Source organism: Celeribacter baekdonensis (assembly GCF_900102315.1).
GTDB lineage: Bacteria > Pseudomonadota > Alphaproteobacteria > Rhodobacterales > Rhodobacteraceae > Celeribacter > Celeribacter baekdonensis.
Genome location: NZ_FNBL01000003.1, coordinates 144,936 through 169,581, shown reverse-complemented (window position 1 = coordinate 169,581; position 24,646 = coordinate 144,936). Strand labels below are relative to the sequence as shown.

General features: G+C 57.1%; 27 protein-coding genes and 1 riboswitch. Of the genes, 9 read left to right on the top strand and 18 right to left on the bottom strand.

Annotated elements, in window-relative coordinates; all coding sequences use genetic code 11:
• Positions 1–163: 163 nt before the first annotated feature.
• A complete protein-coding gene (gene rpsA, locus BLT54_RS07320) occupies positions 164–1,843 on the bottom strand; it encodes a 30S ribosomal protein S1 (RefSeq protein WP_176832840.1) in 1,680 nt (559 codons plus the stop codon).
• Between the two features lie 585 nt (positions 1,844–2,428).
• Here rpsA and BLT54_RS07315 point away from each other — a divergent pair.
• The 3 genes from BLT54_RS07315 to BLT54_RS07305 all read left to right on the top strand — a co-directional run bounded on the left by BLT54_RS07315 (position 2,429) and on the right by BLT54_RS07305 (position 4,668).
• Entirely contained in the window at positions 2,429–3,415 is a 987-nt protein-coding gene (locus BLT54_RS07315) for a Hint domain-containing protein (protein ID WP_074642930.1), read from the top strand.
• A 292-nt stretch (positions 3,416–3,707) separates the two neighbouring features.
• Positions 3,708–4,013: a hypothetical protein gene (locus tag BLT54_RS22510; RefSeq protein WP_083351736.1), complete on the top strand. Its 306-nt coding sequence runs from the start codon at positions 3,708–3,710 to the stop codon at positions 4,011–4,013.
• Positions 4,014–4,050: 37 nt separating this feature from the next.
• Positions 4,051–4,668: a hypothetical protein gene (locus BLT54_RS07305; RefSeq protein ID WP_074642927.1), complete on the top strand. Its 618-nt coding sequence runs from the start codon at positions 4,051–4,053 to the stop codon at positions 4,666–4,668.
• A gap of 90 nt (positions 4,669–4,758) precedes the next feature.
• Here the strand turns inward: BLT54_RS07305 and BLT54_RS07300 are convergent, their stop codons facing one another.
• The 13 genes from BLT54_RS07300 to miaB form a co-directional block, all read right to left on the bottom strand.
• The gene (locus tag BLT54_RS07300) at positions 4,759–5,391 is read right to left on the bottom strand and encodes an NAD(P)H-dependent oxidoreductase (protein WP_074642925.1); all 633 of its coding nucleotides are present in this window, start codon (positions 5,389–5,391) and stop codon (positions 4,759–4,761) included.
• A 218-nt stretch (positions 5,392–5,609) separates the two neighbouring features.
• Positions 5,610–6,221 carry a (d)CMP kinase gene (locus BLT54_RS07295; RefSeq protein WP_074642923.1) on the bottom strand — a complete coding sequence of 204 codons (612 nt, stop codon included), beginning with the start codon at positions 6,219–6,221 and terminating at the stop codon, positions 5,610–5,612.
• Positions 6,222–6,280: 59 nt separating this feature from the next.
• Positions 6,281–7,630, bottom strand: coding sequence for a 3-phosphoshikimate 1-carboxyvinyltransferase (gene aroA / locus BLT54_RS07290; protein WP_074642921.1), 1,350 nt, complete (start codon positions 7,628–7,630; stop codon positions 6,281–6,283).
• Positions 7,631–7,752: 122 nt separating this feature from the next.
• Entirely contained in the window at positions 7,753–8,541 is a 789-nt protein-coding gene (gene trmB, locus BLT54_RS07285; protein ID WP_074642918.1) for a tRNA (guanine(46)-N(7))-methyltransferase TrmB, read from the bottom strand.
• A 69-nt stretch (positions 8,542–8,610) separates the two neighbouring features.
• The gene (queF, locus tag BLT54_RS07280) at positions 8,611–9,075 is read right to left on the bottom strand and encodes a preQ(1) synthase (RefSeq protein WP_074642915.1); all 465 of its coding nucleotides are present in this window, start codon (positions 9,073–9,075) and stop codon (positions 8,611–8,613) included.
• A gap of 88 nt (positions 9,076–9,163) precedes the next feature.
• On the bottom strand, positions 9,164–10,345 hold the full coding sequence (gene metK, locus BLT54_RS07275) for a methionine adenosyltransferase (RefSeq protein ID WP_074642912.1): 1,182 nt from the start codon (positions 10,343–10,345) through the stop codon (positions 9,164–9,166).
• Positions 10,346–10,353: 8 nt separating this feature from the next.
• Positions 10,354–10,404: riboswitch (SAM-SAH riboswitch) on the bottom strand.
• A gap of 36 nt (positions 10,405–10,440) precedes the next feature.
• The gene (gene lnt / locus BLT54_RS07270; RefSeq protein ID WP_074642909.1) at positions 10,441–11,964 is read right to left on the bottom strand and encodes an apolipoprotein N-acyltransferase; all 1,524 of its coding nucleotides are present in this window, start codon (positions 11,962–11,964) and stop codon (positions 10,441–10,443) included.
• 3 nt (positions 11,965–11,967) lie between these two features.
• Positions 11,968–12,897 carry a transporter associated domain-containing protein gene (locus BLT54_RS07265; RefSeq protein WP_074642907.1) on the bottom strand — a complete coding sequence of 310 codons (930 nt, stop codon included), beginning with the start codon at positions 12,895–12,897 and terminating at the stop codon, positions 11,968–11,970.
• Positions 12,898–12,951: 54 nt separating this feature from the next.
• A complete protein-coding gene (ybeY, locus tag BLT54_RS07260) occupies positions 12,952–13,443 on the bottom strand; it encodes an rRNA maturation RNase YbeY (RefSeq protein ID WP_074642904.1) in 492 nt (163 codons plus the stop codon).
• A gap of 34 nt (positions 13,444–13,477) precedes the next feature.
• Positions 13,478–14,488, bottom strand: a complete 1,011-nt coding sequence (locus BLT54_RS07255; protein WP_074642901.1) for a PhoH family protein — start codon at positions 14,486–14,488, stop codon at positions 13,478–13,480.
• 200 nt (positions 14,489–14,688) lie between these two features.
• Positions 14,689–15,018, bottom strand: coding sequence for a hypothetical protein (locus BLT54_RS07250; protein WP_143026769.1), 330 nt, complete (start codon positions 15,016–15,018; stop codon positions 14,689–14,691).
• 11 nt (positions 15,019–15,029) lie between these two features.
• Entirely contained in the window at positions 15,030–15,599 is a 570-nt protein-coding gene (locus BLT54_RS07245; RefSeq protein ID WP_083351735.1) for an OmpA family protein, read from the bottom strand.
• Between the two features lie 238 nt (positions 15,600–15,837).
• Positions 15,838–17,178 (bottom strand): tRNA (N6-isopentenyl adenosine(37)-C2)-methylthiotransferase MiaB, encoded by a 1,341-nt coding sequence (gene miaB, locus BLT54_RS07240; RefSeq protein WP_074642899.1) that lies wholly within the window; start codon positions 17,176–17,178, stop codon positions 15,838–15,840.
• A 245-nt stretch (positions 17,179–17,423) separates the two neighbouring features.
• On the opposite strand from miaB, the gene BLT54_RS07235 reads away from it, so the two are divergent.
• The 3 genes from BLT54_RS07235 to BLT54_RS07225 all read left to right on the top strand — a co-directional run bounded on the left by BLT54_RS07235 (position 17,424) and on the right by BLT54_RS07225 (position 19,491).
• Entirely contained in the window at positions 17,424–18,287 is an 864-nt protein-coding gene (locus tag BLT54_RS07235; RefSeq protein WP_074642896.1) for a hypothetical protein, read from the top strand.
• Between the two features lie 164 nt (positions 18,288–18,451).
• Positions 18,452–18,880, top strand: a complete 429-nt coding sequence (locus BLT54_RS07230) for an FKBP-type peptidyl-prolyl cis-trans isomerase (protein ID WP_074642894.1) — start codon at positions 18,452–18,454, stop codon at positions 18,878–18,880.
• Between the two features lie 107 nt (positions 18,881–18,987).
• Positions 18,988–19,491: a hypothetical protein gene (locus BLT54_RS07225; RefSeq protein ID WP_074642891.1), complete on the top strand. Its 504-nt coding sequence runs from the start codon at positions 18,988–18,990 to the stop codon at positions 19,489–19,491.
• Here BLT54_RS07225 and BLT54_RS07220 read toward each other — a convergent pair.
• From BLT54_RS07220 to irrA, 3 genes are all read right to left on the bottom strand, one after another.
• Positions 19,469–20,083: a DNA-3-methyladenine glycosylase I gene (locus tag BLT54_RS07220; RefSeq protein WP_074642888.1), complete on the bottom strand. Its 615-nt coding sequence runs from the start codon at positions 20,081–20,083 to the stop codon at positions 19,469–19,471. The genes BLT54_RS07225 and BLT54_RS07220 overlap by 23 nt on opposite strands.
• 118 nt (positions 20,084–20,201) lie before the next feature.
• Positions 20,202–20,552, bottom strand: a complete 351-nt coding sequence (locus BLT54_RS07215; RefSeq protein WP_074642886.1) for a hypothetical protein — start codon at positions 20,550–20,552, stop codon at positions 20,202–20,204.
• 47 nt (positions 20,553–20,599) lie between these two features.
• The gene (gene irrA, locus BLT54_RS07210; RefSeq protein ID WP_245707974.1) at positions 20,600–21,094 is read right to left on the bottom strand and encodes an iron response transcriptional regulator IrrA; all 495 of its coding nucleotides are present in this window, start codon (positions 21,092–21,094) and stop codon (positions 20,600–20,602) included.
• Positions 21,095–21,334: 240 nt separating this feature from the next.
• Here irrA and fabA point away from each other — a divergent pair, with 240 nt between their 5' ends.
• Together fabA and fabB are read left to right on the top strand one after the other, a co-directional pair.
• Positions 21,335–21,844, top strand: a complete 510-nt coding sequence (fabA, locus tag BLT54_RS07205) for a bifunctional 3-hydroxydecanoyl-ACP dehydratase/trans-2-decenoyl-ACP isomerase (RefSeq protein WP_074642883.1) — start codon at positions 21,335–21,337, stop codon at positions 21,842–21,844.
• Positions 21,845–21,888: 44 nt separating this feature from the next.
• Positions 21,889–23,118: a beta-ketoacyl-ACP synthase I gene (gene fabB, locus BLT54_RS07200; RefSeq protein WP_074642881.1), complete on the top strand. Its 1,230-nt coding sequence runs from the start codon at positions 21,889–21,891 to the stop codon at positions 23,116–23,118.
• Between the two features lie 119 nt (positions 23,119–23,237).
• On the opposite strand, the gene BLT54_RS07195 is transcribed toward fabB, so the two are convergent.
• On the bottom strand, positions 23,238–23,570 hold the full coding sequence (locus BLT54_RS07195) for a hypothetical protein (protein WP_074642878.1): 333 nt from the start codon (positions 23,568–23,570) through the stop codon (positions 23,238–23,240).
• Between the two features lie 205 nt (positions 23,571–23,775).
• Here BLT54_RS07195 and BLT54_RS07190 point away from each other — a divergent pair, with 205 nt between their 5' ends.
• Positions 23,776–24,564: an enoyl-ACP reductase FabI gene (locus BLT54_RS07190; protein ID WP_074642876.1), complete on the top strand. Its 789-nt coding sequence runs from the start codon at positions 23,776–23,778 to the stop codon at positions 24,562–24,564.
• Positions 24,565–24,646: the final 82 nt, after the last annotated feature.

Below are 24,646 nucleotides of genomic sequence, written 5' to 3'. Positions count from 1 at the left end.
ATTTTGTCCGCCAAGGGCACATCCGGCGGAACGCTGCGCTGCGGCGTGACCTAAGCGATTCGGGAGAGCTGCCGCAGGGGAAGGTGCCCATCGCGCTCATGCAAAAAGGCCCCGCGATAAAGCAGGGCCTTTTCAAAGTCTTGGTCGCACTTAGGCGATATGATTATTCGTCGCCGGACTTCAGAGCCGCGCCAAGGATATCGCCCAAGGACGCGCCAGAAGCGGAGGAGCCATACTGTTCGACGGCTTCTTTTTCTTCGGCGATTTCGCGGGCTTTGATCGACAGACCCAAACGACGGGTTTTCTGATCCACGTTGGTCACGCGCACATCGAGGTGATCCCCGATCTGGAAGCGCTCAGGACGCTGATCGGCACGATCACGGGACAGGTCAGAGCGACGGATGAAGGATTTCGCGCCTTCATATTCCACTTCGATCCCGCCTTCTTCGATCGCGGTCACAGCCACGGTGATGATCGAGCCGCGTTTCACGCCCTCAACCGCACCGGAGAAGCTGTCGTCGAGACCTTTGATAGAAAGAGAGATGCGCTCTTTCTCAACATCGACCTCGGTGACAACGGCTTTGACCATGTCGTTCTTGTGGTAGTTCTGGATGGCGTCTTCGCCACGCTCGTCCCACGAGAGATCGGACAGGTGAACCATGCCGTCGATGTCGCCCGGCAGACCCACGAACAGACCGAATTCGGTGATGTTCTTGACTTCGCCTTCGACAACGGTGCCTTCCGGGTGGGTCTCAGCAAAGAGTTCCCACGGGTTGCGCATGGTTTGTTTGAGACCGAGGGACACGCGACGTTTCGCGGTGTCGATTTCAAGAACCATGACTTCCACTTCTTGGCTTGTGGACACGATTTTGCCCGGATGGACGTTTTTCTTGGTCCAGGACATTTCGGAGACGTGAACAAGGCCTTCGACGCCCGGCTCAAGTTCCACAAATGCGCCGTAATCGGTGATGTTGGTCACGCGACCCATGTGAACGGTTTCGAGCGCATATTTGGTCTCAACAGCATCCCACGGATCGTCCTGCAGCTGTTTCATGCCGAGGGAGATACGGTGGGTTTCTTTGTTGATCTTGATCACCTGAACCTTGATCGTTTCGCCGATGGCGAGGATCTCGGACGGGTGGTTCACGCGACGCCATGCCATGTCGGTGACGTGCAACAGGCCGTCAACGCCGCCGAGGTCCACAAACGCACCGTATTCAGTGATGTTTTTGACCACGCCGTCCACTTCCTGACCTTCGGTCAGACCGCCGATGACTTCTGCACGCTGTTCTGCACGGGATTCTTCAAGGATGGCGCGACGCGACACAACGATGTTGCCACGACGACGGTCCATTTTGAGAACCTGGAACGGCTGCTTGAGACCCATGAGCGGGCCAGCGTCGCGCACGGGGCGCACGTCAACTTGTGAACCCGGAAGGAACGCAACAGCGCCGCCGAGATCAACCGTAAAGCCGCCTTTGACGCGACCAAAGATAACGCCATCGACGCGCTCTTCGGATGCATAGGCTTTTTCCAAACGATCCCAGGCCTCTTCGCGGCGGGCCTTGTCACGCGAAATGACAGCTTCGCCACGGGCGTTCTCGACACGGTCGAGGAACACTTCGACCTCGTCACCAACGGCAACGGAGGGAGCTTCACCAGGATTTGCGAATTCTTTAAGATCGATGCGGCCTTCCATTTTGTAGCCGACGTCGATGATGGCTTGGCCTGCTTCAATCGCAAGAACCTTGCCGCGGACAACCGAGCCTTCTGCCGGGGTGTCAATTTCGAAGCTTTCATTCAAGAGGGCTTCGAAGTCCTCCATAGATACGTTCTGAGCCATGTGGTCTCAATTTCCTTTTCAAACGTTTATACGGGCCATGCGGTTGTCTCCGCCGGTCTTCAATTTCGATTTGCTGCTCATTCTTCGAACACAAAACGATCAGGGTGGGTGTCGCCCCAACCCCGCTTCATTCGCTTTATGCCACCTGATTGCCTCGTTAGCAGTCGCGCGTATAGGAGAGTTTCTGCGGTTTTGCAAGAAATGATGCCCCGCCTCACGATCTGCAGCCTGATAGCACATTCAATCCTCATGATCCAAGTGCTGAGAATCAATGTCAGATGAACGCTCAGATAAACACATTGGGGATTCACTGTGCGGGCTCACACCTACCAAAATGACTATAATAATGTTGAAAATTTATCTCAAAAACAACAAATTGCTTAGATTTACGGCCAATCAACAGTCGCACACTATAATTTCCCAAATGGAAACAACCCAATAACTACATTTTAACCCATTGTTTTATAATATTATTTAACAAAAAATCACATCTAAACCCAGAAGCCGATGCTCAAATACATTTGACTCGCCAAATACGTGTAGTCACAGTGATTATATTCACAATGAATTTACCATGGAGTGCCCATGCCCAGTTCCACGATCGACGCAGTCGCATATAACGGCTCCCTCCTCTCCTTGGATTTGCTCTCGGGATCTCAAACTCTCGTGCTTTCTAGCTTTGGTAGCTCCTCAACCGGAACCTTCACAAACGACGACGCGACCTTCGATTCCAATGATGATGGCGTGGCCACGTTCGACGGTGAGACCGTGACATATATCGGGTCTGGTACAGCCACCCCAGGCGTTGAAGTGCTGGGCGTGGTCATCCCGCTTGGAACATCCGTGGACGTTGTCGTTTTTGAAGCTGGCGGTCAAATCTATTTCAGCTACCCGGATGGCCCTCCCAACCTGCTTTCTGCAGTGGCAGTCGTCATTGACCTTTCTCCTGCGCCATACTCGGACTTCACCCCGGTATGCTTTGGCGCTGGCACGCTCATCCTCACCCCCAGTGGAGAGCGGGCTGTGGAGACCCTTCAACCCGGCGATTTCGTGCTCGATATTGAGGGGTCTCCACAAGAAATCAAATGGATCGGCAAGAAAACGATCCCCCTGCGTGAGATCACATGCCATGAAACGCGCAAGCGTCTGGCTCCCATTTGCATCCACGCAAATGCGTTTGGACCGGGCCGGCCCCACACGGACCTCTACGTCTCGCCCCAACACCGTGTCTTGGTCGAGGGCCACGCGGTCGAATTGCTTCTTGGGATGGAGGAAACCCTGTGCCCGGCGAAGTCCTTTATCGGGCATCAGGCATCGCAACATCTCGACGCCAAGGAAGTGACGTATTACCACATCCTCTGCGACACCCACAGCGTGATCCACTCAAACGGCCTCGCGACCGAGACCCTTCTCTTGGGTCAAGTTGGCCTTCGTAGCCTCACCGCCGAAGACATTGCAGAAATCATTGCCATCTTCCCGGAAATCAGAGGCCTTGAAGCCAAATATGTGCTCCCAGCCTACGCTCTCGCAACGAATCGCGAAGCCCGTTTGCTCAGCTGTACAGTCATTTAGAAACAAGCGGCATCTTGCCCACGCTCGCAAGATGTCGCCGATACGTCGCCAGCCTATAGCAAATTTCAAGCTTTACTCTACCCAGTCGAGCAAAAAACAACTATAGGTTTATTAGCTGTAGAATATTATAGTACAGCTATATCAAATTCGCACAGAGAGATCTGCCCAGCTAGGAAAAGTGATCAAATGTATTTTGATCCAAATCAAAGTCGTGATACGCATCTTGACTATGTTTTTGTAGGCCTAAATTCGAGGCCAGTATATGTCAGATGGTTATTAAGGCTTGATGGGAATGGATCAAACTATTTTTGCACAAATCGCACAATTGCGAATTCTGCTGCACAATATGGAAACCGATTTGGGTCTCAGCACCCTGTCACGGAACGAAAAAGATATTTTTCTTGCGTTCTGTGCGGTGTCAGATGCCGGAACATGTACGACCGAACGCGTGCGGGCTCAACCCACCCTACGCGATGTGTCTCAGCCCACATTTCACCGCGCTCTCAAACGGCTGATCGAAAAAGGCTTCATCGAAAAGCCCGACGATCTCCCACATGGCTCTTATCGGATCAAAGGTCAAAACGTGCAAAACACGTAACGGCTTTTGTAAAAAATCCAATCTTCAGGGGATGCGTATGTTGAGTTCGACCCGCGTCACCTACTTTGCCATTCTGTCCATCTTGCGACCGGTCGCGGTTCATAGCGGCGCGTTATTTTTGGCCATGGTTCTCACTTGGCTTGTGATCTCGCCGCTCCAAAAACTGATCCTGCCGCAAACAAAGGTGCAAGGCATCAGCGCCACCTTGATCTACCTCCCCTTCGGCATCAAAATCATCTCAGCCTTTTTTGAGGGGTGGCGTTCGGTTTTATACTTGCTCCCCGGTGCCGTTCTCGCATCGGTCTTGTTCATGGATTTATCGTGGACTTCAAGCCGCACTTATATTTCCTTATGCATCAGCTATGGAACCGCCCCCCTCATCTTTTCGGCCGTAAACTGGGCCTCACACTGCGCGCATCATCCCGCCCCAAGCCCGGAACTGAGCTGGCGCAAACTGATCGCTGTGGGTTTTTTGTCCTCCATAATGATCAGCCTCCTCATCCATATTTTCTACGTCTATCCCAACACGCAGTCAGTCGACATTCGGATCAATGCCATCAAGTTCGCGTTGGGTGACATGCTTGGGCTTATTACCGTTCTGGTGCTTCTGCCCCCAGTCTTGAATTTCGTGCTGCATCGCGCAAAACCAAGATAACCCCTCTTAATAAGAGAACCGCATAAGAGGGGCCGCGCATAAAAAGGCCGGGACTGATACAGTCAGCCCCGACCTTTTCGCATTTTGGACTCAATTGATCTCGGTGATCAAATCTTCCGTCAGTTTGCGTACTTTTTTCATCGGGGCCAACCAGTCGCCCTCCTCAGCACGGGTGCCCAGCGGCAGGATCACAACGGTTTTCAGACCCTTGTCTTTCAGCCCGAGGATCTCGTCGAATTGCGCCGGATCAAAGCCTTCCATCGGTGTGCTATCGACGCCCAGTTCGGCGGCAGCGGCCAAGGCAAAGCCAAATGCGATATAGGTCTGACGCGCGGCATGTTCGAAGTTCACATGATCTTCACGCGGCAAATACATGGATTTGAGGTTGTTGTAATAACCTTCCAACATCTCGCGGGTGCCGGGGCGCTCATCCGCATGTTGGTCCACAATGGCGTCGATGCGTGCGTCGTTATAGCCATCAAACGCCGCAAAGACCAAAAGATGCGAACCATCGGTCAGCTGTTCCTGGCCATAGGCTGCGGCTTTGAGTTTTGCGCGCAGCTCCGGATTGCGGATCACAAAGAGGTGGAACGGCTGAAGCCCGGAAGAGGTCGGCGCTTTGCGGATCGCTTCGACGATCTGGGCAACCTTGTCCTCAGAGACGGGTTTGGACGGGTCCATTTTTTTGGTGGCGTAGCGCCAGTCGAGCTTATCAAGAAACATCAATTCAGTCCTTTGGGTGGGTGGATGGCACGCGTGCTCTGCATGTCTTACGCTCAAATATGGGCCAAACGTCCCATCATACAAGCGCACATCCCTCACAGAGCGCCGCATGCGGACATCCCTTAATGAATTGATACCAAAAGAAAAAATTGTAATGGTGCAAGCGCGCTCAATCGCTGCGCGCCAATGCGCAGGCCGCAAACACCCCTCTCCCCACCTTATCCCCTACGGCGGGCCTCAATCAGCGCCACGACCTGTGCCACCGCCTCGTCAATGCTCATCTCAGAAGTGTCGATCAGCACCGCATCTTTGGCCGCTGTCAGTGGGGCCGTGGCCCGCGCGCTGTCACGCGCATCACGTTCGCGCAGGTCCTCAAGCACCTGTTCCAGAGTGACCCCTTCGCCCTTCCCCCGCAATTCCGCATGGCGTCTTTGCGCACGCACCTCATCGGTGGCCGTGACGAACAGTTTCACTTCCGCGTCCGGGCAAATCACCGTGCCAATGTCGCGCCCGTCCAAAACCGCCCCCCCTTCACGCCGCGCAAACGCCTGTTGAAAATCAACCAATGCCGCGCGCACCTCGGGTTCCGCCGCCACGCGGCTTGCCGCCTGCCCCGCGTCGCCTGTGCGCAAATCATCGCGTTTGAGATCCTCGGCGCGCAGGTTTTGCGCCGCCTCAAGCGGTGAGAGGCCTTGAAAGGTCTTCACCCCTGTCGCGCGATAGAGCAAGCCGGTGTCCATATGAGCAAAGCCAAAATGATCTGCGACCGCCCTGGCGATCGTGCCTTTTCCAGCGGCGGCGGGTCCATCAATTGCGACGCAAAAACTCATGGCGTTTTCCTTCTAAGGGAGGTTCACGCTGCCCGCTCACGCGGGCAAGGTCAAGGGCCTCAGTTGTTCCGTGTGATCGCAGCACCTAGTCCCGCCATCAGTTTTTCAAACACCGGGAAAGAGGTGGCAATCGGGCTGCCGTCATCCACGGTGACAGCCTGCGCAGAGGCCAGCCCCATGACCAGAAACGACATCGCGATCCGGTGGTCAATATGGGTGGCACAGGTCGCGCCGCCTTTGACACCCCTGGCCCCGCGCCCATGCACGATCAGCGTGTCGTGATCCTCTTCGATTTCCACACCGCAGGCCTCAAGCCCGCGCGCCATGGCATCAATCCGGTCGCTTTCCTTCACCCGCAACTCCTTGACGCCGCGCATCACGGTCGTGCCCTCGGCAAAGGCCGCGACGACGGAGAGGACCGGGAATTCGTCAATCATCGAGGCGGCGCGGTCGGGCGGGACTTCGACGCCTTTGAGTTTGGAATATTTCACCCGCAGATCGGCGACGGGTTCGCCGCCCTCAGTCCGTGGGTTTTCAAAGGTGATATCCGCGCCCATTTCGACCAGTGTCGTGTAAAGCCCGTTGCGTGTCGTGTTCTGGCTGACACCCGGCACAAACACTTCGGACCCCTCGACGATCAGCGCCGCACAGACCGGGAAGGCGGCGGAGCTTGGATCACGCGGCACCGCGACCTCTTGCGGGGTCAATTCCGGCCGACCCGTCAGAGTGATCTTGTGATAACCCTCCGGCGTGGTCTCGGTGCTGAGTTCTGCGCCAAATCCCACCAACATCCGTTCGGTGTGATCGCGGGTCATTTCCTTTTCGATCACCACGGTCTGTCCCGGCGCGTTCAACCCGGCCAGCAACACCGCCGATTTCACCTGCGCGCTTGGCACCGGGGTCTCATATTCGACCGGCACAGGCTCCGCCGCACCGATCAACGTCAACGGCAACCGCCCCTGCGAACGGCCAACGGAGCGCGCGCCAAACAGCGCCAAAGGATCGGTCACCCGCCCCATCGGACGTTTGCGCAATGAACCATCGCCGGTGAAGGTGGTGCAAAAATCATGGGTCGCGACCGCCCCCATGATCAGCCGCACGCCGGTGCCGGAATTGCCGCAATCAATCACATCGGCTGGCTCGGTAAAGCCGCCAACGCCGACCCCATGCACGGTCCATTCGCCTGCACCCTCGCGGACCACATCCGCACCCAGCGCCTGCATCGCCTTGGCGGTGTCCAACACATCCTCACCTTCCAAAAGCCCGGTGATCTTGGTCTCGCCCACGGCCATCGCGCCAAAAATCAGCGCCCGGTGGGAAATGGATTTATCCCCCGGCACCGCCGCCGTGCCCTTGAGGGGGCCGGATTTGCGCGCGGTCATCGGGATCGGGGTGCCATGGCTCGACATGTGTCTCTCCTCACATTCTTCGCAGACCTGATAGCGCAACCCTGCGGCCCGGTCTACCGCGTCTTCGTCAGGACAGGCCGCTTGCGCACACCCAAGCGAAACCGGCGCGAAATGACTGCGCCTCAGACCTTGCGAAATGTCATGTAGTGTGGCGTACGGCCTTCGCGAATGGCCTTTTGTTCATAGCGCGTTGAGGGCCAATCAGCCCATGGTTTACGCCACTCCTCCGGCCCCTCGGCCAGCCATTCAAACCCGGCTTGCGGCACCTCTTCCATGGTTTGACGTACATAGTCCGGGATGTCGGTCGCGACCCGGAATTCGGCGCCGGGTTTGAGAACCCGGTGCAACGGTTCAAGATGTTCGCCGGTGACGAAACGGCGACGATGGTGGCGTTTTTTCGGCCAAGGGTCAGGGTAATTCAAAAAAGCTTTTTCAATACAGCCCTCGGGCAGCACATCAAACAGATCGCGGACATCTCCGGCATGGACCGAGGCATTTTTGACTTCGGGCGCGCGCCGCAGCCGTCCCAAAAGCGCCGCCACCCCGTTCACATAGGGCTCGCAACCAATGATTTCGACCTCGGGATAGGTCTTGGCCATATGCACCAAATGCTCGCCGCCGCCAAAACCGATTTCAAGCCAGATCGGTTTGCCGCCATAGCGCGCGACCAGATCAAGCGGGGTACGGTCGGGGTTGTCTTCCCATGTCACCGGACCGGGCGACAGGCCATCGAGGTCCTCGACAAGATAATCCTTTTGCGCCTGATTGAGCGTCTTGCCATGAATACGGCCATAGAAATTGCGCCACGGAGCACCGGAGGTGTGACAACTATCCTGGGCACCGGAGGCATGTGTGTCCTCAAACTGGCCGTCAGACTGCGTCTCGGATGTGTGCTTGCTTGTGTCAGACATGAAAACCCCGTCTCTTTCAGCCGGGCTTTTGCCAAGTTTTCGCCCTGAGAGCAAGCCGGGACACGGGGATTAGCCGCGTCCACGATAAGGTGGGACACCCTGTTCAGGAATCCAGACGTCTTTTGGCTCCGGCCCGGTGGCCCAAAACACATCAATCGGGATGCCGCCACGCGGATACCAATAGGCGCCGATGCGCAACCATTCCGGGTCTAAAAGATCGGCCAAACGTTTGCCGATATAGACCGAACAATCCTCATGAAACGCGCCGTGATTGCGGAATGAACCAAGGAAAAGTTTCAAGGATTTGCTCTCAACCAACCAGTTGCCGGGGATGTAGTCGATCATCAGATGGCCGAAATCCGGCTGTCCCGTCATCGGGCAGAGCGAGGTGAATTCCGGCGCGGTGAAGCGCACCACATAACGCTCACCCGCGTGGGTGTGCGGCACACGTTCCAACACCGCCTCTTCCGGGGAGGCGGGCAATGCGGTGGCGCCGCCAAGTTGAGTCAAATGCGATGTATCGGTTGTGACCATGGGGTGTCTCCAATGACAAAGGGGCAGAAATGCCAAAGGGGCGGAAAATCCCGCCCCGTTGATCTTATATGTCAAAACAGGTTTGCGCTCAAACGGCCCCGGCCAAGGCCTCTGCCAAATCGGTGCGTTCCCATGAAAAACCCCCATCCGCGTCCGGCGCACGGCCGAAATGGCCATAGGCCGCCGTGCGTTGATAGATCGGCTTGTTCAGATCGAGATGGGTGCGGATGCCACGCGGGGTGAGGTCCATCACCTTTGGGATTGCCGCTTCGATCTGAGATGGTTCGACCTTACCCGTGCCATGCAAATCGGCGTAGATTGACAAGGGCGCGGCCACGCCAATCGCGTAGGAGAGCTGAATGGTGCATTTGTCGGCAAAGCCCGCGGCCACCACGTTTTTCGCCAGATAGCGCGCGGCATAGGCGGCGGAGCGGTCCACTTTGGTTGGATCTTTGCCCGAAAACGCGCCGCCACCATGCGGTGCCGCGCCGCCATACGTGTCGACAATGATCTTACGTCCAGTCAGGCCCGCATCGCCATCGGGGCCGCCGATGACGAATTTCCCGGTCGGGTTGACGTGCCAGATCGTGTTGGCGGTGAGCCAGCCGTCGGGCAGCACCTCTTCGATATAAGGGGCCACAAGCGCGCGCACATCCTCCGAGGTCATGGTCTCGTCCAGATGCTGGGTCGAGAGCACGAGGGAGACGATTTCCACCGGGAGACCATCGCGATACCGCACCGAAAGCTGGGCTTTGGCGTCGGGGCCAAGCGCGGGTTCGGTGCCGTTTTTGCGCACTTCGGCCAAACGGCGCAGCATCGCGTGGGAATATTGGATCGGCGCGGGCATGAGCGCCTCTGTTTCATTGGTCGCGAAACCAAACATGATGCCCTGATCGCCCGCGCCCTCATCCTTGTTGCCAGAGGCATTGACGCCCTGCGCGATATGCGCGGATTGTTCGTGGAGGTAATTTTGCACCTCCAGCGTTTGCCAATGGAATTTATCCTGTTCATAGCCGATGTCGCGCACGCATTCGCGCACGATGCCATCGACCTTTTCCATATAATCGTGAAGTTTGTCCTGATCGGACAGGCCCACTTCGCCGCCAATGATCACACGGTTGGTGGTGGCAAAGGTTTCACAGGCGACCCGTGCTTCGGGTTCCTCGGCGATAAACGCATCAAGCACAGCGTCGGAAATACGGTCACAGACCTTATCAGGGTGACCTTCGGACACAGATTCCGAAGTGAAAACGAAGTCTTTACGGGACATGAGGGTGGTGCTCCATTGGTTCATGTGTCCCGCACGCCAGGAAGCCGTTGTGCGGGTCGATACTTAAAATGCGATATAGTTGCCCTACGCAAGGGTCAATCGGTTTTTCGGGTCCTGCGATCACGTTGCCCCTGTCTTGTGCCCAGTCTTGAGACGCTCAGACCTGATACCATCAAAAGAGTTAACAAACCCCAAAGGGCCGTCTCACCATAGCGCATATAGAGCGTTTTGGGCAAAGCACCCGGCAATGTGGAGGTCACCGCCCCGGATGTGCCCAATGGAATCGCAACACGGATGTCGCCGCGCGCATCAATCACCGCAGAAATCCCTGTGTTGGCGGCACGCACCATCGGCAGGCCGGTCTCAATCGCGCGAAACCGGGCCTGGGCCAAGGCCTGTTGCGGGCCGGAAAACGTTCCGAACCACGCGTCATTGGTCATTTGCAAAAGCCAATCCGGGCGCATATCCGTACGCAGATCGCGCGGAAAAATCGCCTCGTAACAGATCAAAGGCAGCGCCAGCCCCGTGCCGCCCGTGTCAATCAGTCGCGGCCCCGGCCCCGCTGAATAGCCATAGCCCTCCTGCGCGGTAAAGGCGCGCAGGCCGATCCGCTCCAACAGCGCAGGCATGGGCATATATTCCCCGAAGGGCACAAGGTGATGTTTGTCGTAAATCTCTTGCGGCTGGCCATCATGGCCGACCAGAACGGCAGAATTATAGCCCTGATAGCCCTCGACCCGGTTCAGCCCCACAATGGCGCGTGCGGGGGAAACATTCTGAGCGATTTCAGTAAGATACGGATCGGCGGCCCAAAGCGGCACAGAAACGGAGGTTTCCGGCCAAATCACCAGATCGGCCCCCTCTGGTGCACTTAATTTCAGGGCGCGTTCATAAAAGGTCCAGACCAGCTCGGGGTCCCATTTCTCCCGTTGTGGCGCATTCGGTTGCACGACGCGGATCGACTGTGGCCGATCCTGTGGCAACGGCTGCGACAGACGTGCCCACCCGTATCCATAGGCCGAGATCATCAGGATCAGCGCCGCCCCGGCTGTGAAGAATGAGCGGTTCAGCACGGCCCGCGCCACCAGTGCCGCCCAAGCAAAGGTCAATGTGGTCAGAGCATATGGACCGATGAGGCTTGCGAGCTGCGCCGGGGCTTGGTCAAGCCAGATATAGCCGGGCATCGCCCATGGAAATCCGGTGAACACATGTCCGCGTGCCAATTCGGCCAGCCCCCAAAGCGCCACCAAGCCGGGCAAGCCCACCCTCAGCCGTTTGGCACCATAAAAGGCCAGCGCCCAAAACAGCGCCAAGCCGCCGCACATGAAAAACAGCGCGAAGGGGATCATCCATGCATCGCGCGCGGGATCGACGAGAAAGGGATTCACCAACCATGTCAGCGACACCAAAAAGGCGCCAAAGCCGACCATCCAGCCGCGCCACGCCGCCTCCCCCGCAGTGCGCGCCTTGGACCATGACAGCACCGCCATGACCAAACCGATCAACGCGAGCGGCCAGGCGCTTAACGGTGCCTGACCCAAAGCCACCAAGAGCCCCGCCGCCAAGGCAAACAGCCGCGGCGGAGCGAACCCGCGCCGCAGCACAGGGATCACACGCATGGATTAAGCCTCTGCTTTCGGTTTGACCGCCGAGGGCAAGCGCACGCGAATGCGTTTGATCCGTCGCGGATCGGCGTCAATGATTTCAAACTCCGCACCAGACGGATGCGGGATCACCTCGCCACGCGCGGGCACACGTCCGCAGAGCAAAAAGACCAAACCGCCCAAAGTGTCGATCTCTTCTTCGTCCTCTTCCGTCGTCAGGCGCATGTCAATCGCGGCTTCGAATTCATCAAGCGGTGCTTTGGCTTGGACGACAAACACGCCCGGCGCGGATTGGGTCCAAAACACATCCTCGTCGATGTCATGTTCGTCCTCGATCTCACCGATGACCTGTTCGACCAGATCTTCGAGCGTGACCAACCCGTCCACCCCGCCATATTCGTCAATCACCAAGGCCATATGCATCCGGTCGCTTTGCATTTTCTGCAACAGCACCCCGATCGGCATGGAGGGCGGCGCGTAAAGCAGCGGGCGCAGCATCTTTTTAAGGTTGAAACGCTCGCCCTTGCCATTGAAGCCGTGATTGAGGGCAAAATCTTTGAGATGAACCAAGCCCACCGGCGTGTCCAACGTGCCCTTATAGACCGGCAAACGCGTCATTCCGCTTTCACGGAACACCTCGACCAGATCGTCTTTTTTGATGTCGGATGGCACAGCAACGATTTCGGCCTTTGGAATGGCCACGTCATCGACGCGCATCCGGCGCAGGTTCATCATGCCGGGGCGCGGGATCAATGCCGTTTGGGGCACAGATTTTGCCCCGGTCGCATCCGTTTGTGTGGTGGGTTTGGAAGAAAACGCCTTTGCCATCCGGCCCAGCCATTTTGAGCGTTTGCGCGCCGTGGCTCGGGGGGTGGTCTGCGTTCTACTTATGGGGTCCGTCGGCGCGCTCTGCGCTGCCGTAGAAGACCCAGGCTCGGTGTCGCCCATGCGTCCTTTCCAGAAATCAAATCTATCGGTTTGCGGTCCAAATCGACCGTTCGCCTAATATGGGTCTTTGATACCCATGGTTGCAAGTATCTCGGTCTCAATGCCTTCCATAATCGCGGCATCTTCGTCCGTTATGTGATCATAACCCAACAGATGTAACAGTCCATGAACAAGCAAATGGGTCACATGATCGTTAAAAGGCGTGCCACCCGCCTTGGCCTCACCTGCGCAGGTCTCATAGGCGATGGCAATATCTCCCAGTTCGATTTCCATGCCCGGCATGTCAGGTTCGGGCACATCGGGACGCGCGCCGGGGGTGGCGCGTTCCTCAGAGGGCCATGACAAAACATTGGTGGGCGTCGGTTTTTCGCGAAATTCGGCGTTCAATTCGGCAATGCGCGCGTCATCACAGGCCAAAACCGCAACCTCGCAGAGATCCGGGTCCAACCCGAGAAAGGCCAAGGTCGCATGCTCAGCGGCCTCGGCCAAATCATCCAGCCCCGCCTCTTGCCAGCGCGGGTCTTCATATACGACGTCTATGGTCATCTTTTGCGGTCATCTTGCCCAAACGAGGTGCGCATTACTGCGCTTCATCTGCCTCATAGGCCTCAATGATCGCGGCGACAAGCGGATGTCGCACCACATCCTTGGAGGTGAAATAATTGAACGACACTTTTTGAATGCCCGCCAAAATCCGCTCGGCATCCCGCAGCCCCGAGGGCACGCCGCGCGGCAGGTCGACTTGCGAACGGTCGCCGGTGATCACCATGCGCGAGCCTTCGCCCAGACGGGTGAGGAACATTTTCATCTGCATCGTGGTGGCGTTTTGCGCCTCATCCAAGACCACAAAGGCACGGCTCAGCGTGCGCCCACGCATAAACGCCAAAGGCGCAATCTCGATGGTCTTTTCTTCGCGCATTTTCGCCACTTGCTTGGCGGGCAGGAAATCGTTGAGCGCATCGAACAGCGGTTGCATGTAGGGATCGACCTTTTCGTCCTGCGTGCCCGGCAAAAATCCAAGCCGTTCTCCTGCCTCAACGGCAGGTCGCGACAGGATCATTTTGTCGACATGACCGTTGATCAACATGTTCACGCCGACCGCGACTGCCAAATAGGTTTTGCCCGTGCCCGCAGGCCCGATGCCAAAGGCCAACTCATGGTTGAACAGGTTTTGCACATAGGCTTTCTGACCCGGTGTGCGCGGCTCGACCAGTTTTTTACGGGTCTTGATCTCAACGTCGCTGCCCCGGAACATTTCGATCTGATCACCGGGAAGGCCCTTTTCAACCTCGGCATTGCCCAAGGTGATCATACCGTCGATGTCGCCCGGCTCCACGTCCCGTCCGGCTTCCAATTTGCTATAAAGTTCCTGAAGCACCGCCGCCGCGCGACCGCGCGCAGACCCCGTTCCCATCACCGACAACATGTTGCCGCGTCGCACGATCTGCACTTCCAACTTATGCTCGATCTGAGCGAGGTTTCGGTCGAACTCCCCACACAGGTCAATCAACAACCTGTTGTCGTGAAATTCGAGAAGCGTTTCGTGGACTGCGTCCTGCGATTTCGGGGGTGTCAGCGCGCTTAGGCCCAAATAATATCTCCGACTCTAGAGGTCTCTATACCCTCATGGTGCCAAGCGATTGCGGTTCTGGCAAGCGGGGACACAAAATCTTCGCATAAGGCCCGGCGGAACCGCGCCCAAAAAACATGCCTGCGCCCAAAAAACATGCAAAAGAAAAGCGGCCACCCCGTATAGGATGGCCGCGATAGATTTTAAATTTTTGGGAGGCTTTAGATCGGGTCGCCAAACTTGGAGCCATCTTTATACGGGCCAACGGCTGTGTTAGGCGACGCAATGCCGGAACAGACGGGTTTACCGTATTTGTCGACGCGTGCGCTCAAATACCCTTCGACACCATCGTCGATGATCCAGTGATCACAGCCCTGCGGGTCGATCCAAATCCCGGCCTGAAGCTGCGACAGATGTTTGCTGTCAAAGCCGCGGTCGACGGTTTTGTCTTTCTTATGGGATTCGTACCCCATGTTGCCAAGGGTAGATTCCGTACAGGCGGACGTCGCGCCCAACAGGCCGAGAAGGGCGATTGCTTTCAGTGCTTTCATCGGTCCACTCCTCACTTGATACAGATGATTTCGACGCGGCGGTTTTTCTGCATCCCGGCAGCCGTCGTATTCGAAGCCGCAGGCATACGCTCGCCGTAGCCACGCACATCCGCGATACGCGCGCCGGTGCTTTGGGCGATTTTTGCCACAGCATTGGCGCGGTTGTAGGAGAGTTTCATATTATACTCATCCGAGGCGCGGCTGTCGGTGTGACCGATGATGATATAGGCGGTGGCCCCCGCCTGAGCGAAGAAATCAGCCAGGCGTTTGCGGCCCGATGCTGAAATAGTGTAACGGTCGGTGGCGAACAACTGATCCGAATTCATCACCGCACAGGCCTGAACCGGGTGACAGGTGGGGATGCCCTGACGATCGACTTTAAGGTCCATATAGCCCTCAACGCCATCATCCATGACCCAATGCTCACAGCCATCCGGGTCAATCCAGATTGTCGGCGCATAGCGTTCGCCATTGACCACGCCTGAAATCATTTGCGCCTGAGCGGCAGTGCTGAGCGAGAGCCCGGCGATGGCAGCACAGGCCATCACCGCCCGCCCTTTTTCAAGAAATGCGTTGATCACGTCTTTCGTCCCCCAATGGTCCCGTTTTCGGGCCAATTTACCCCACCCGAGCGGCACTTTGGCTGCCGCGCGTTATTCACCATAAATATGTCTAAATGATAGCAAACTTCGTTGGTTTGTGAAGGAAAAATACCACATATTGTATCCTCACCCGCAACGAAGCGGGCATTTTTCGGCGATTGTTGCGCGCACGGCGCGCCACCTGCCAAAAAAACTATCGTAACGTCAACGGCTTGGCTTAACCAAGAACAACACCGGACAAAGAATTGGTCCGGCTCTCGATGATTCTCACCCGACGCATTTCACCGATTTGCACCGTTGGATCGGTGACATGAACCGCGTGAAGATACTCCGATTTGCCACCCATCTGATCGGCCAGCCGCCCGGTTTTCTCAAACAAAACCGACACATCGCGGCCAATCATCGCGTCTTGGAACGCGCGTTGCTGCTGTGTGATCAGCTCTTGCAGGCGCTGAAGCCGCTCTGAGGCGACATCGAAATCGACCATCTTATCGCCCTTTTCGGCCGCGGGCGTGCCGGGACGCGGCGAGTATTTGAACGAATAGGCGGAGGCGTAATTGACCTCGCGCACCAAATCCATCGTCGCCTCAAAATCCGCGTCCGTCTCGCCGGGGAACCCAACGATAAAATCGCCCGACAGCGCGATGTCCGGTCGCGCCCCACGGATGCGTTCGATCAGGCGCAAATAAGACTCCGACGTGTGCTTGCGATTCATCGCCTTGAGGATTTTGTCAGACCCCGATTGCACCGGCAAATGCAGGTAAGGCATCAGTTTTTCACACTCGCCATGGGCGGCGATCAGGTCGTCTTCCATGTCATTGGGGTGGCTCGTGGTAAAGCGGATGCGCTCCAGCCCATCGACCTTGGCCAGCTCGCGGATGAGCTTGGCCAGCCCCCATGTCCCGCCCTCGAAGGCGCCATGATAGGCGTTCACATTCTGACCCAAAAGTGTGATCTCGCGCACGCCCCGTTCGACCAGATCGCGGGCCTCGCTCATCACCCGCTCCGCCGGGCGCGACACTTCGGCCCCGCGCGTATAGGGCACAACGCAGAAGGCACAGAATTTGTCACAGCCCTCTTGCACCGTCAAAAACGCCGCAGGCGCGCGCTTGGCTTTGGGCCGGGCTTTGAGATGTTCAAACTTGTCCTCTTCGGGGAAATCGGTGTCGAGCGCGGTTTGGCCGTTCCCGGCCTTTGCCTCCATCTCTGGCAGACGGTGATAGGACTGCGGCCCCACCACCAGATCGACCATCGGCTGACGGCGCATGATTTCCGCGCCCTCGGCCTGTGCCACACACCCGGCCACGCCGATTTTCAAATCGGGATTGGCGATTTTGAGGTCTTTGTAACGCCCCAATTCGGAATAGACCTTTTCCGCCGCCTTCTCGCGAATGTGGCAGGTGTTCAACAGGATCATATCGGCCTCTTCTGGGCTCGACACTTCGACATAACCCGAGCCGCCAAGGCTTTCGGCCATGCGTTCGCTGTCATAGACGTTCATCTGACAACCATAGGTCTTGATATAGAGCTTTTTGGTGTTGGATTTTGTGTCAGACATGACCTTGGGTCCGTGAGCATTGGGGAAATTAAGACGTCTGTCTAGCCCAAGAGGGGTGCGGGAGCAAACGGGTTTGTGTGTTGTGGGCGCAGGCTCACGCGCATCACAGGTGCGACCGATCTGCCGCCCCGCCGCGACAACTGCCCAAACTGTTTCCTCAATCCTTGCAATCCCCTCTTCTTCATGGCTTTTTTACTGCCATCGGGGACAGTTACACATATCGCCACCCCGAATAGGGACAGTTTATGCGTTACGATAGCCTCGACACTTTTCTTTCCGACGGCAAAGAGGCCCTGATCAAAGGGCCGGTTGCGATGATTTTTGCCGAAGATCTGGTCGAGGTGGACACGACCCTGCGCCATCATATTTCGCTTGGGTTTAAAGCCGTGCTGCTGTTCGCGCCCGATGAGCTGACGCTGCCCGAGGGGTTAGAGCTGCAAATCCATCGCATCCGCTACGCCACCCGCGCGCCCAATATGCTGAGCCATGCGGTTAATCGCCTCATCGCCGCCGCGCCGGGCCTTTGGATGTATTATTGCTACAACGCCGAATACCTGTTTTTCCCGTTTTGCGAGACCCGCACCATCACCGACATGCTGACCTTTCACACCGAGGAACGGCGCGGCGGGATGTTGACCTATGTGGTGGATCTTTATGCTGGCGATTTACACGACGCGCCCAATGCGGTCTCGCTTGAAGATGCCTGTCTCGACAAGTCCGGCTATTACGCTTTGGGCCGCATGGACGCCGCAGGTCACCAAAAAGAACGCCAACTCGACTTTTTCGGCGGGCTGCGCTGGCGGTTTGAGGAACATATTCCCGCCAACCGCCGCCACATCGACAGAATCGCACTTTTCAAGGCGAAAAAGGGCCTCACCCTGTCGGAAAACCACCTGTTCAACGAGGAAGAATACAACACCTACGCCTGCCCATGGCACCACAACCTCACCGCGACCATCGTGTCCTTTCGCACCGCCAAGGCGCTCAAGTCGAACGCCGGATCCACCTATGACATCGACAGTTTCCGGTGGCACAATTCGACCGAATTCGAATGGCACAGCCAACAGTTGCTCGATCTGGGCCTGATGGAGCCGGGACAGTGGTTTTAATGGGGTTTTAATAGGGTTTTAACGGCTTCTTAGCCACTTTTGCGACAGAACCCACCCTTTACATCTGCTTCAAAGCCCTTATCTTGAGCCGCAATCGACGAGCACCCGCGCCCAACAGGACCAAAGCGGCCTCAAAATCCACCCGAAATCGAAAGAGTTTTCTGATGTCCGAAGTCAAATCCGGCGACAAAGTTCGCATTCACTACACTGGCACCCTCAAAGACGGCACCGTATTCGACAGCTCGGCGGGTCGTGATCCGCTTGAGTTCGAGGTTGGGTCCGGTCAAATCATCCCCGGCATGGACAAGCACCTTCCGGGCATGACCGTGGGCGAGAAAAAGACCATCGTCGCCGTGGCGGACGAGGCCTATGGCCCACGCCATGACGACGCGCAACAACCGGTGCCGCGCGCCCAAATCCCGGCGGACATCCCGCTCGAAGTCGGTCTGCAACTTCAGATGCAAAGCCCGCAAGGTCAGGTCATCCCGGTCACCGTGGTTGCTGTCACCGATGAAGACGTCATCCTGGACGCCAACCACCGTTTGGCCGGCGAAGACCTGACCTTTGATATTGAATTGGTCGAAATCGTCTAAAGCCGGCTGAGTATTTTCGCAGCAATGAAGATCAAAGAATGGACAAGGCGGCACCCGGGTGCCGCCTTTGTCGTTGAACTGGCCCGGGTTTAGCGTCAAATGGCGGCATGGAAAAACCGGATCTCTTTTCTGCGGATTGTAGCCGCTGCGCCGCACTGTGCTGTATGGCCTTGGCCTTTGATCGCGGCGATCATTTTGACCATGACAAAGCGGCGGGCGTCGGCTGTCACAACCTTGCGGGGTTTACCTGTGGCATTCACGGCGATCTGGCGGAGCGCGGCTATTCCGGCTGTATCGCCTTTGATTGCTTGGGTGCCGGGCAGAGAGTCACGGAGCTGTTTGAACGCGATTGGCGCAGTGACCCGTCCCTGACCGGGCCGATGATCGAGGCGTTTCGGATGATGCGCGAGGTCCAGGAGTTGCGTCAGCTTTTGGTGGCGGCAGCCACCCTGCCCCTCTCAGACGCGGTAGATGACGCGCGGCTTGATCTTTTGGACCTGCTTGCCAATGCAGCCGGGGATTTGACCCGGCTCAAAGAGGTGGACCCGCGCGCCATCCGGGGCTGGCTGCGCGGATTGGCGGAGGTGATCACCCCTGTGACGGAGGTGTAAACGCCGCACGTTTTTGATCCGCAATCTCACGATGCACACAGCCCGTCGCGTGATCGTTGATCATCCCCATCGCCTGCATGAAGGCAAAACATGTGGTCGGGCCGACAAATTTCCAGCCGCGTTTTTTGAGATCTTTTGAGAGCCGTTTTGACGTTTCCGAGATCGACGCCGTTTGCGGCGCGCCGTGCTCGTCGGGCTTGGGTTCAAAGGACCAAAAATAGGCGGCAAGCGAGCCTTCGTCCGCCACCATCTCAACGGCGCGGGCGGCGTTGTTGATTGTAGCATTGATTTTTCCGCGATGGCGCACGATGCCCGCATCGGCCAAAAGCCGGGTCACATCCGCCTCGCCAAACTGCGCGACTTTGTGAAAATCAAACCCGGCGAAAGCGGCACGAAACCCCTCGCGTTTGCGCAAAATCGTCCACCAAGACAGGCCGGATTGAAACCCTTCGAGGCAAATTTTCTCAAACAAACGGATGTCATCGGAAACCGGATAGCCCCATTCTTCGTCATGATAGCGAATATATTCGGGATCACTGGCGCACCATGCGCAGCGCGATTGGCCGTCAGGTCCGGTAAAAAGCTGTGCCACATCGGTCTCCTAAAACGAGTTGGCCCCAGACATAAAGGGGACCGTGAAATGCCGTGCATGGCCGAAACCTGTCCGCGTTTTGGGGCAAACTCAAGTCCCAACTGCCCGCCAAGACGCTTTATTTTTGCGGATAGGCGTCCCAAAACGCCTGTGGCGCTTGCCCCGGATTGGCGACACAGACCACCTGATCCGCTTCAAAGGCATAGCGCGCCAAAAACACCGTCAAATCGGCGGAATAGGCGTAATCTTGCACCGAAATCACCGCCACTTCATCGGCGCTTTCGCAACTGCCGGAAACGAACCAGACCTGATCGGCGGAATATTGGAGATCGGTGAAATAGATCGTAAATTCGCCGGGTGTGGTGAGGGTTTCAAACTGGATCGGAACCGCACCTTGCGCCCATAGCGCCACGGGCACCACCGGCATACAGAGCGTCAAAATGCCTGCGCAGATCGCAAAGGAGCGCATAAAACCAAGCCTATTCCATAGGATCGACCGATATCTCGACACAGAGGTCAGTGCGAACTCTGGGGTTTGGGGCGCAGGCGGATCACCACATCGACAGAGGCGATTTCCATGCCTTCGGGGGCCTTGGGCAGGCGTGCGATTTTCAATTCATCGCTGGGCGCATCGGTCAATGCGCCCTGATCTTCCCAAAAGAAATGCGGGTGCTCTTTCATATTGGTATCGAAATAGGAGCGCGATCCGTCGACCGTCACCTCCTGCATCAACCCGGCCTGGCAAAAGGCCCGCAGCGTGTTGTAGACCGTCGCCAAAGACACTTTTTCCCCGGCATCGCGCACGGCGGCAAACAGGCTTTCGGCGGTGACATGACGATCATGCCCGTCACCGATCAAAAGCGTCGCCAAAGCCACCCGTTGCCGGGTCGGCCGCACACCCGCCTCACACAGCCACGCCTCACCACGACGCGGGTCGCGCTTTGTCTTGTCTTGCCATGCCTGATCTTGCCATGCCTGGCCCGTTGGCTCGGAGGGGGGGGACTGGGTCATTTGGGTCCGCTTCTTTGGTATGAGTGCCAATATAAGGCGAGGGTTGGGTTAAATTCAAATGAAAATAGATCGCAATAGGGCGCGACCTGCCCGGATCAGACCATATTTGGGCTCAAGTCCGGCAACTTTCGCCCGTTCCCGCTCATCCGACTTTGGCTCCTCTTGCGCCTTGCGTGGTTGGGGGGCGGGGTGATAGAGGGGATGCGACTTTGAAAGATTGCAGGAAGGCAAGGGTTCTATATGGCCGAGTATCCCACGAGTTTCACCAAGGAAGATCTGCTTAAATGTGCGGCGGGCGAATTGTTTGGCCCCGGCAACGCGCAGCTTCCCGCCCCGCCCATGTTGATGATGGACCGGATCACCGAGATTTCCGGTGACGGGGGCGCACATGGCAAAGGCCATGTTGTGGCGGAATTCGACATCACGCCGGACCTTTGGTTCTTTGAATGCCATTTCCCCGGCAACCCGATCATGCCCGGCTGTTTGGGCCTTGATGGTCTGTGGCAGCTCACCGGGTTTAACCTTGGCTGGCGCGGCTGGCTTGGACGCGGATATGCGCTTGGCGTGGGTGAGGTGAAACTCACCGGCATGGTGCGACCGGATCGCAAAATGCTGACCTATAAAATTGATTTCAAAAAGGCCATTCAGAGCCGCCGCCTGACCATGGGGGTTGCCGATGGCATCGTTGAGGCAGATGGTGAGGTGATTTACCAAGTCACCGACATGAAAGTCGCGCTCTCCGAAAGCTGACCCCACAGGGGATCGAAACGAACACCACAGGGAAGGAACACGCCATGCGTCGCGTCGTCGTCACAGGTCTCGGGGTTGTCTCCTCGATCGGCAACACTTCTGAGGAAGTGCTTGCCTCTCTCAAGGCGGGCACCTCCGGCATCACTGCCAATGAAGACATGAAAGAGTATGGATTCCGCAGCCAGATCGCCGGGAACATCAAGCTCGACATCAAAGACCACGTTGAAAAACGCGCTTTGCGGTTTATGGGACCAGGGGCGGCCTATGCCGCCATCGCCATGGACCAAGCGATCAAGGACTCCGGCCTTGAAGAAAAAGACGTGATCAACGAGCGTACGGGATTGATTGCGGGCTCGGGTGGTCCGTCCACCTCCGCCCTCTTCACCGCGCATCAATCGGTTTTGGCGACCAAAGCCACCAAACGCGTTGGGCCTTTTGCGGTGCCGAAATGCATGGGGTCGACGATTTCCGCCAACTTGGCGACGGCCTATCAGATCAAGGGCATCAACTACTCGATCACCTCGGCCTGTTCGACCTCGCTGCACTGTATCGGTGCGGCCTCTGAGCAGATCATGATGGGCAAACAGGACGTGATGTTTGCCGGTGGGGGCGAAGAGTTGGATTGGACCCTGTCCTGTCTGTTTGATGCGATGGGAGCGATGTCCTCAAAGTTCAACGACACGCCAACCAAAGCTTCGCGCGCCTTTGACGCCAACCGCGATGGGTTCGTGATCTCCGGCGGCGGTGCAATTTTGGTGCTCGAAGAGTTGGAACACGCCAAAGCGCGCGGTGCGAAAATCTATGCCGAAGTGACCGGCTTTGCCGCGACTTCTGATGGCGCGGACATGGTGGCCCCCTCTGGTGAGGGCGGCGAACGCGCGATGCGGCTTGCCCTCTCAACCCTGCCTGAGGATCGCAAAGTCGGCTATATCAACGCCCACGGCACATCGACCCCGGTCGGAGACGTTGGCGAGGTCGAGGCCGTGCGCCGGGTGTTCGGCGAAGGCAACACGCCGGTGATTTCCTCGACCAAATCCATGACCGGCCACTCCCAAGGCGCCACCGGCGCACAGGAAGCGGTCTATTGCCTCTTGGCGCTGCAACACGATTTCATCATCCCGTCGATCAACGTCGAAACGCTTGATCCCGCGATCCAAGCGGGTGAAATCGCCACCACTCTGGTGGAAAACGCAGGGCTTGATACCGTCATGACCAACTCCTTTGGCTTTGGTGGCACCAACGGGTCGATGTTGCTGTCGAAATACCGCGACTGATCTGGTTTTAGGCTACAGATTTGAACGGCCACGTTATACGAGCGTGGCCGTTTTGTGTTGGGCGAGGCTGGACTGAGAGTTGGCAAGGTCGGTACTGAGTCCAACCTGCCGAACTGGGACTATTCGTTGCGAACCAAAAGGATCACGCCTGCTGGGTCAGACGTCCAATGACCCTTCACATCATCCAACGGTTCCAACTCGTCGCGGACTGGACTTCCTAATGTTTCGATAGCCTTGTCGGGATCGTCCGTGAAGAGCTCTAGCCAGATGTCCACCTGGCTCTGCCGTTCGACTCTATCTATCCATAAAGTCATATTGCCAAAAGAAAAGCCGATGCTGTTCTTGAGTTCTTTAGCAACCTTCAGACCAACACGGTCGCGGTAGTAAGCGACCGTTTCTTCCCACTTATGGAGTGGCACTTTGATTGCGATGTTCTTGCCGGGTTCAATCATATATCAATCTCTCATGTCGGTCATGCCTTTGGCTTCAGTGTAGCACATCCGATCAGGTTGGGGGTAATCGCAACGACAGCTTCGTGCGCACAACCGCACATGGGTCTCATTGCAGAGACGCCCACATCCCACAAACACCCTCAAAAACTTGACCTAGCGTCGCAAAACGGTCAAATACCCGCAAAGCAAAAAGGGCATTTCATCCATGGCAGATCTTCTTAAAGGCAAACGCGGGCTTATCATGGGCGTCGCCAACGAGCGCTCCATCGCATGGGGTATCGCCAAAGCCTGTGCGGCTGAGGGCGCGGAGCTTGCGTTTACCTACCAAGGCGAGGCCTTTGGCAAACGGTTGCAACCGCTGGCCGAAAGCGTGGGGTCGGACACGATGGTCGACGTCGATGTCACCAACCCGGAGCAGATGGACGAGGCTTTCACGGCACTCAAATCCAAATGGGGCAGCCTTGATTTTGTCGTGCACGCCATCGCCTATTCGGACAAATCCGAACTCACGGGCCGGTTCCGCGACACATCTGTGGAGAATTTCAAAAACTCGCTGCATATCTCGTGTTACAGCTTTATCGATGTTGCCAAACGCGCCTCTGAAATCATGCCAAATGGTGGCACATTGATGACGCTGACCTTTGAAGGCTCCAACAAGGTTGTGCCCAATTACAACGTGATGGGTGTGGCGAAAGCGGCGCTCGAAAGCTCAATCCGCTACCTTGCCAATGACCTCGGCCCCGAAGGCATCCGCGTCAACGGCATCTCGCCGGGTCCGATGAAAACGCTGGCAGGCTCTGCCATCGGCGGCGCGCGCCGGACCTATAAACACGCCGAACAAAACGCGCCGCTGTTGTCGAATGCGACGCTTGAGGCGGTGGGGGGGACGGCCGTGTACCTCGCCTCCGATGTGGGGGCCTATACGACGGGCGAAATCATCCGCGTCGATGGCGGCTATCATATCATGGGCATGCCCCGGATTGAAAACCTCTGATCCGATCTGCGTGAACACATCTCCGAATCCCCGCCTCCCGTGCGGGGATTTTCTTTGAGTATTTGTATCACGGTAAAGCCAA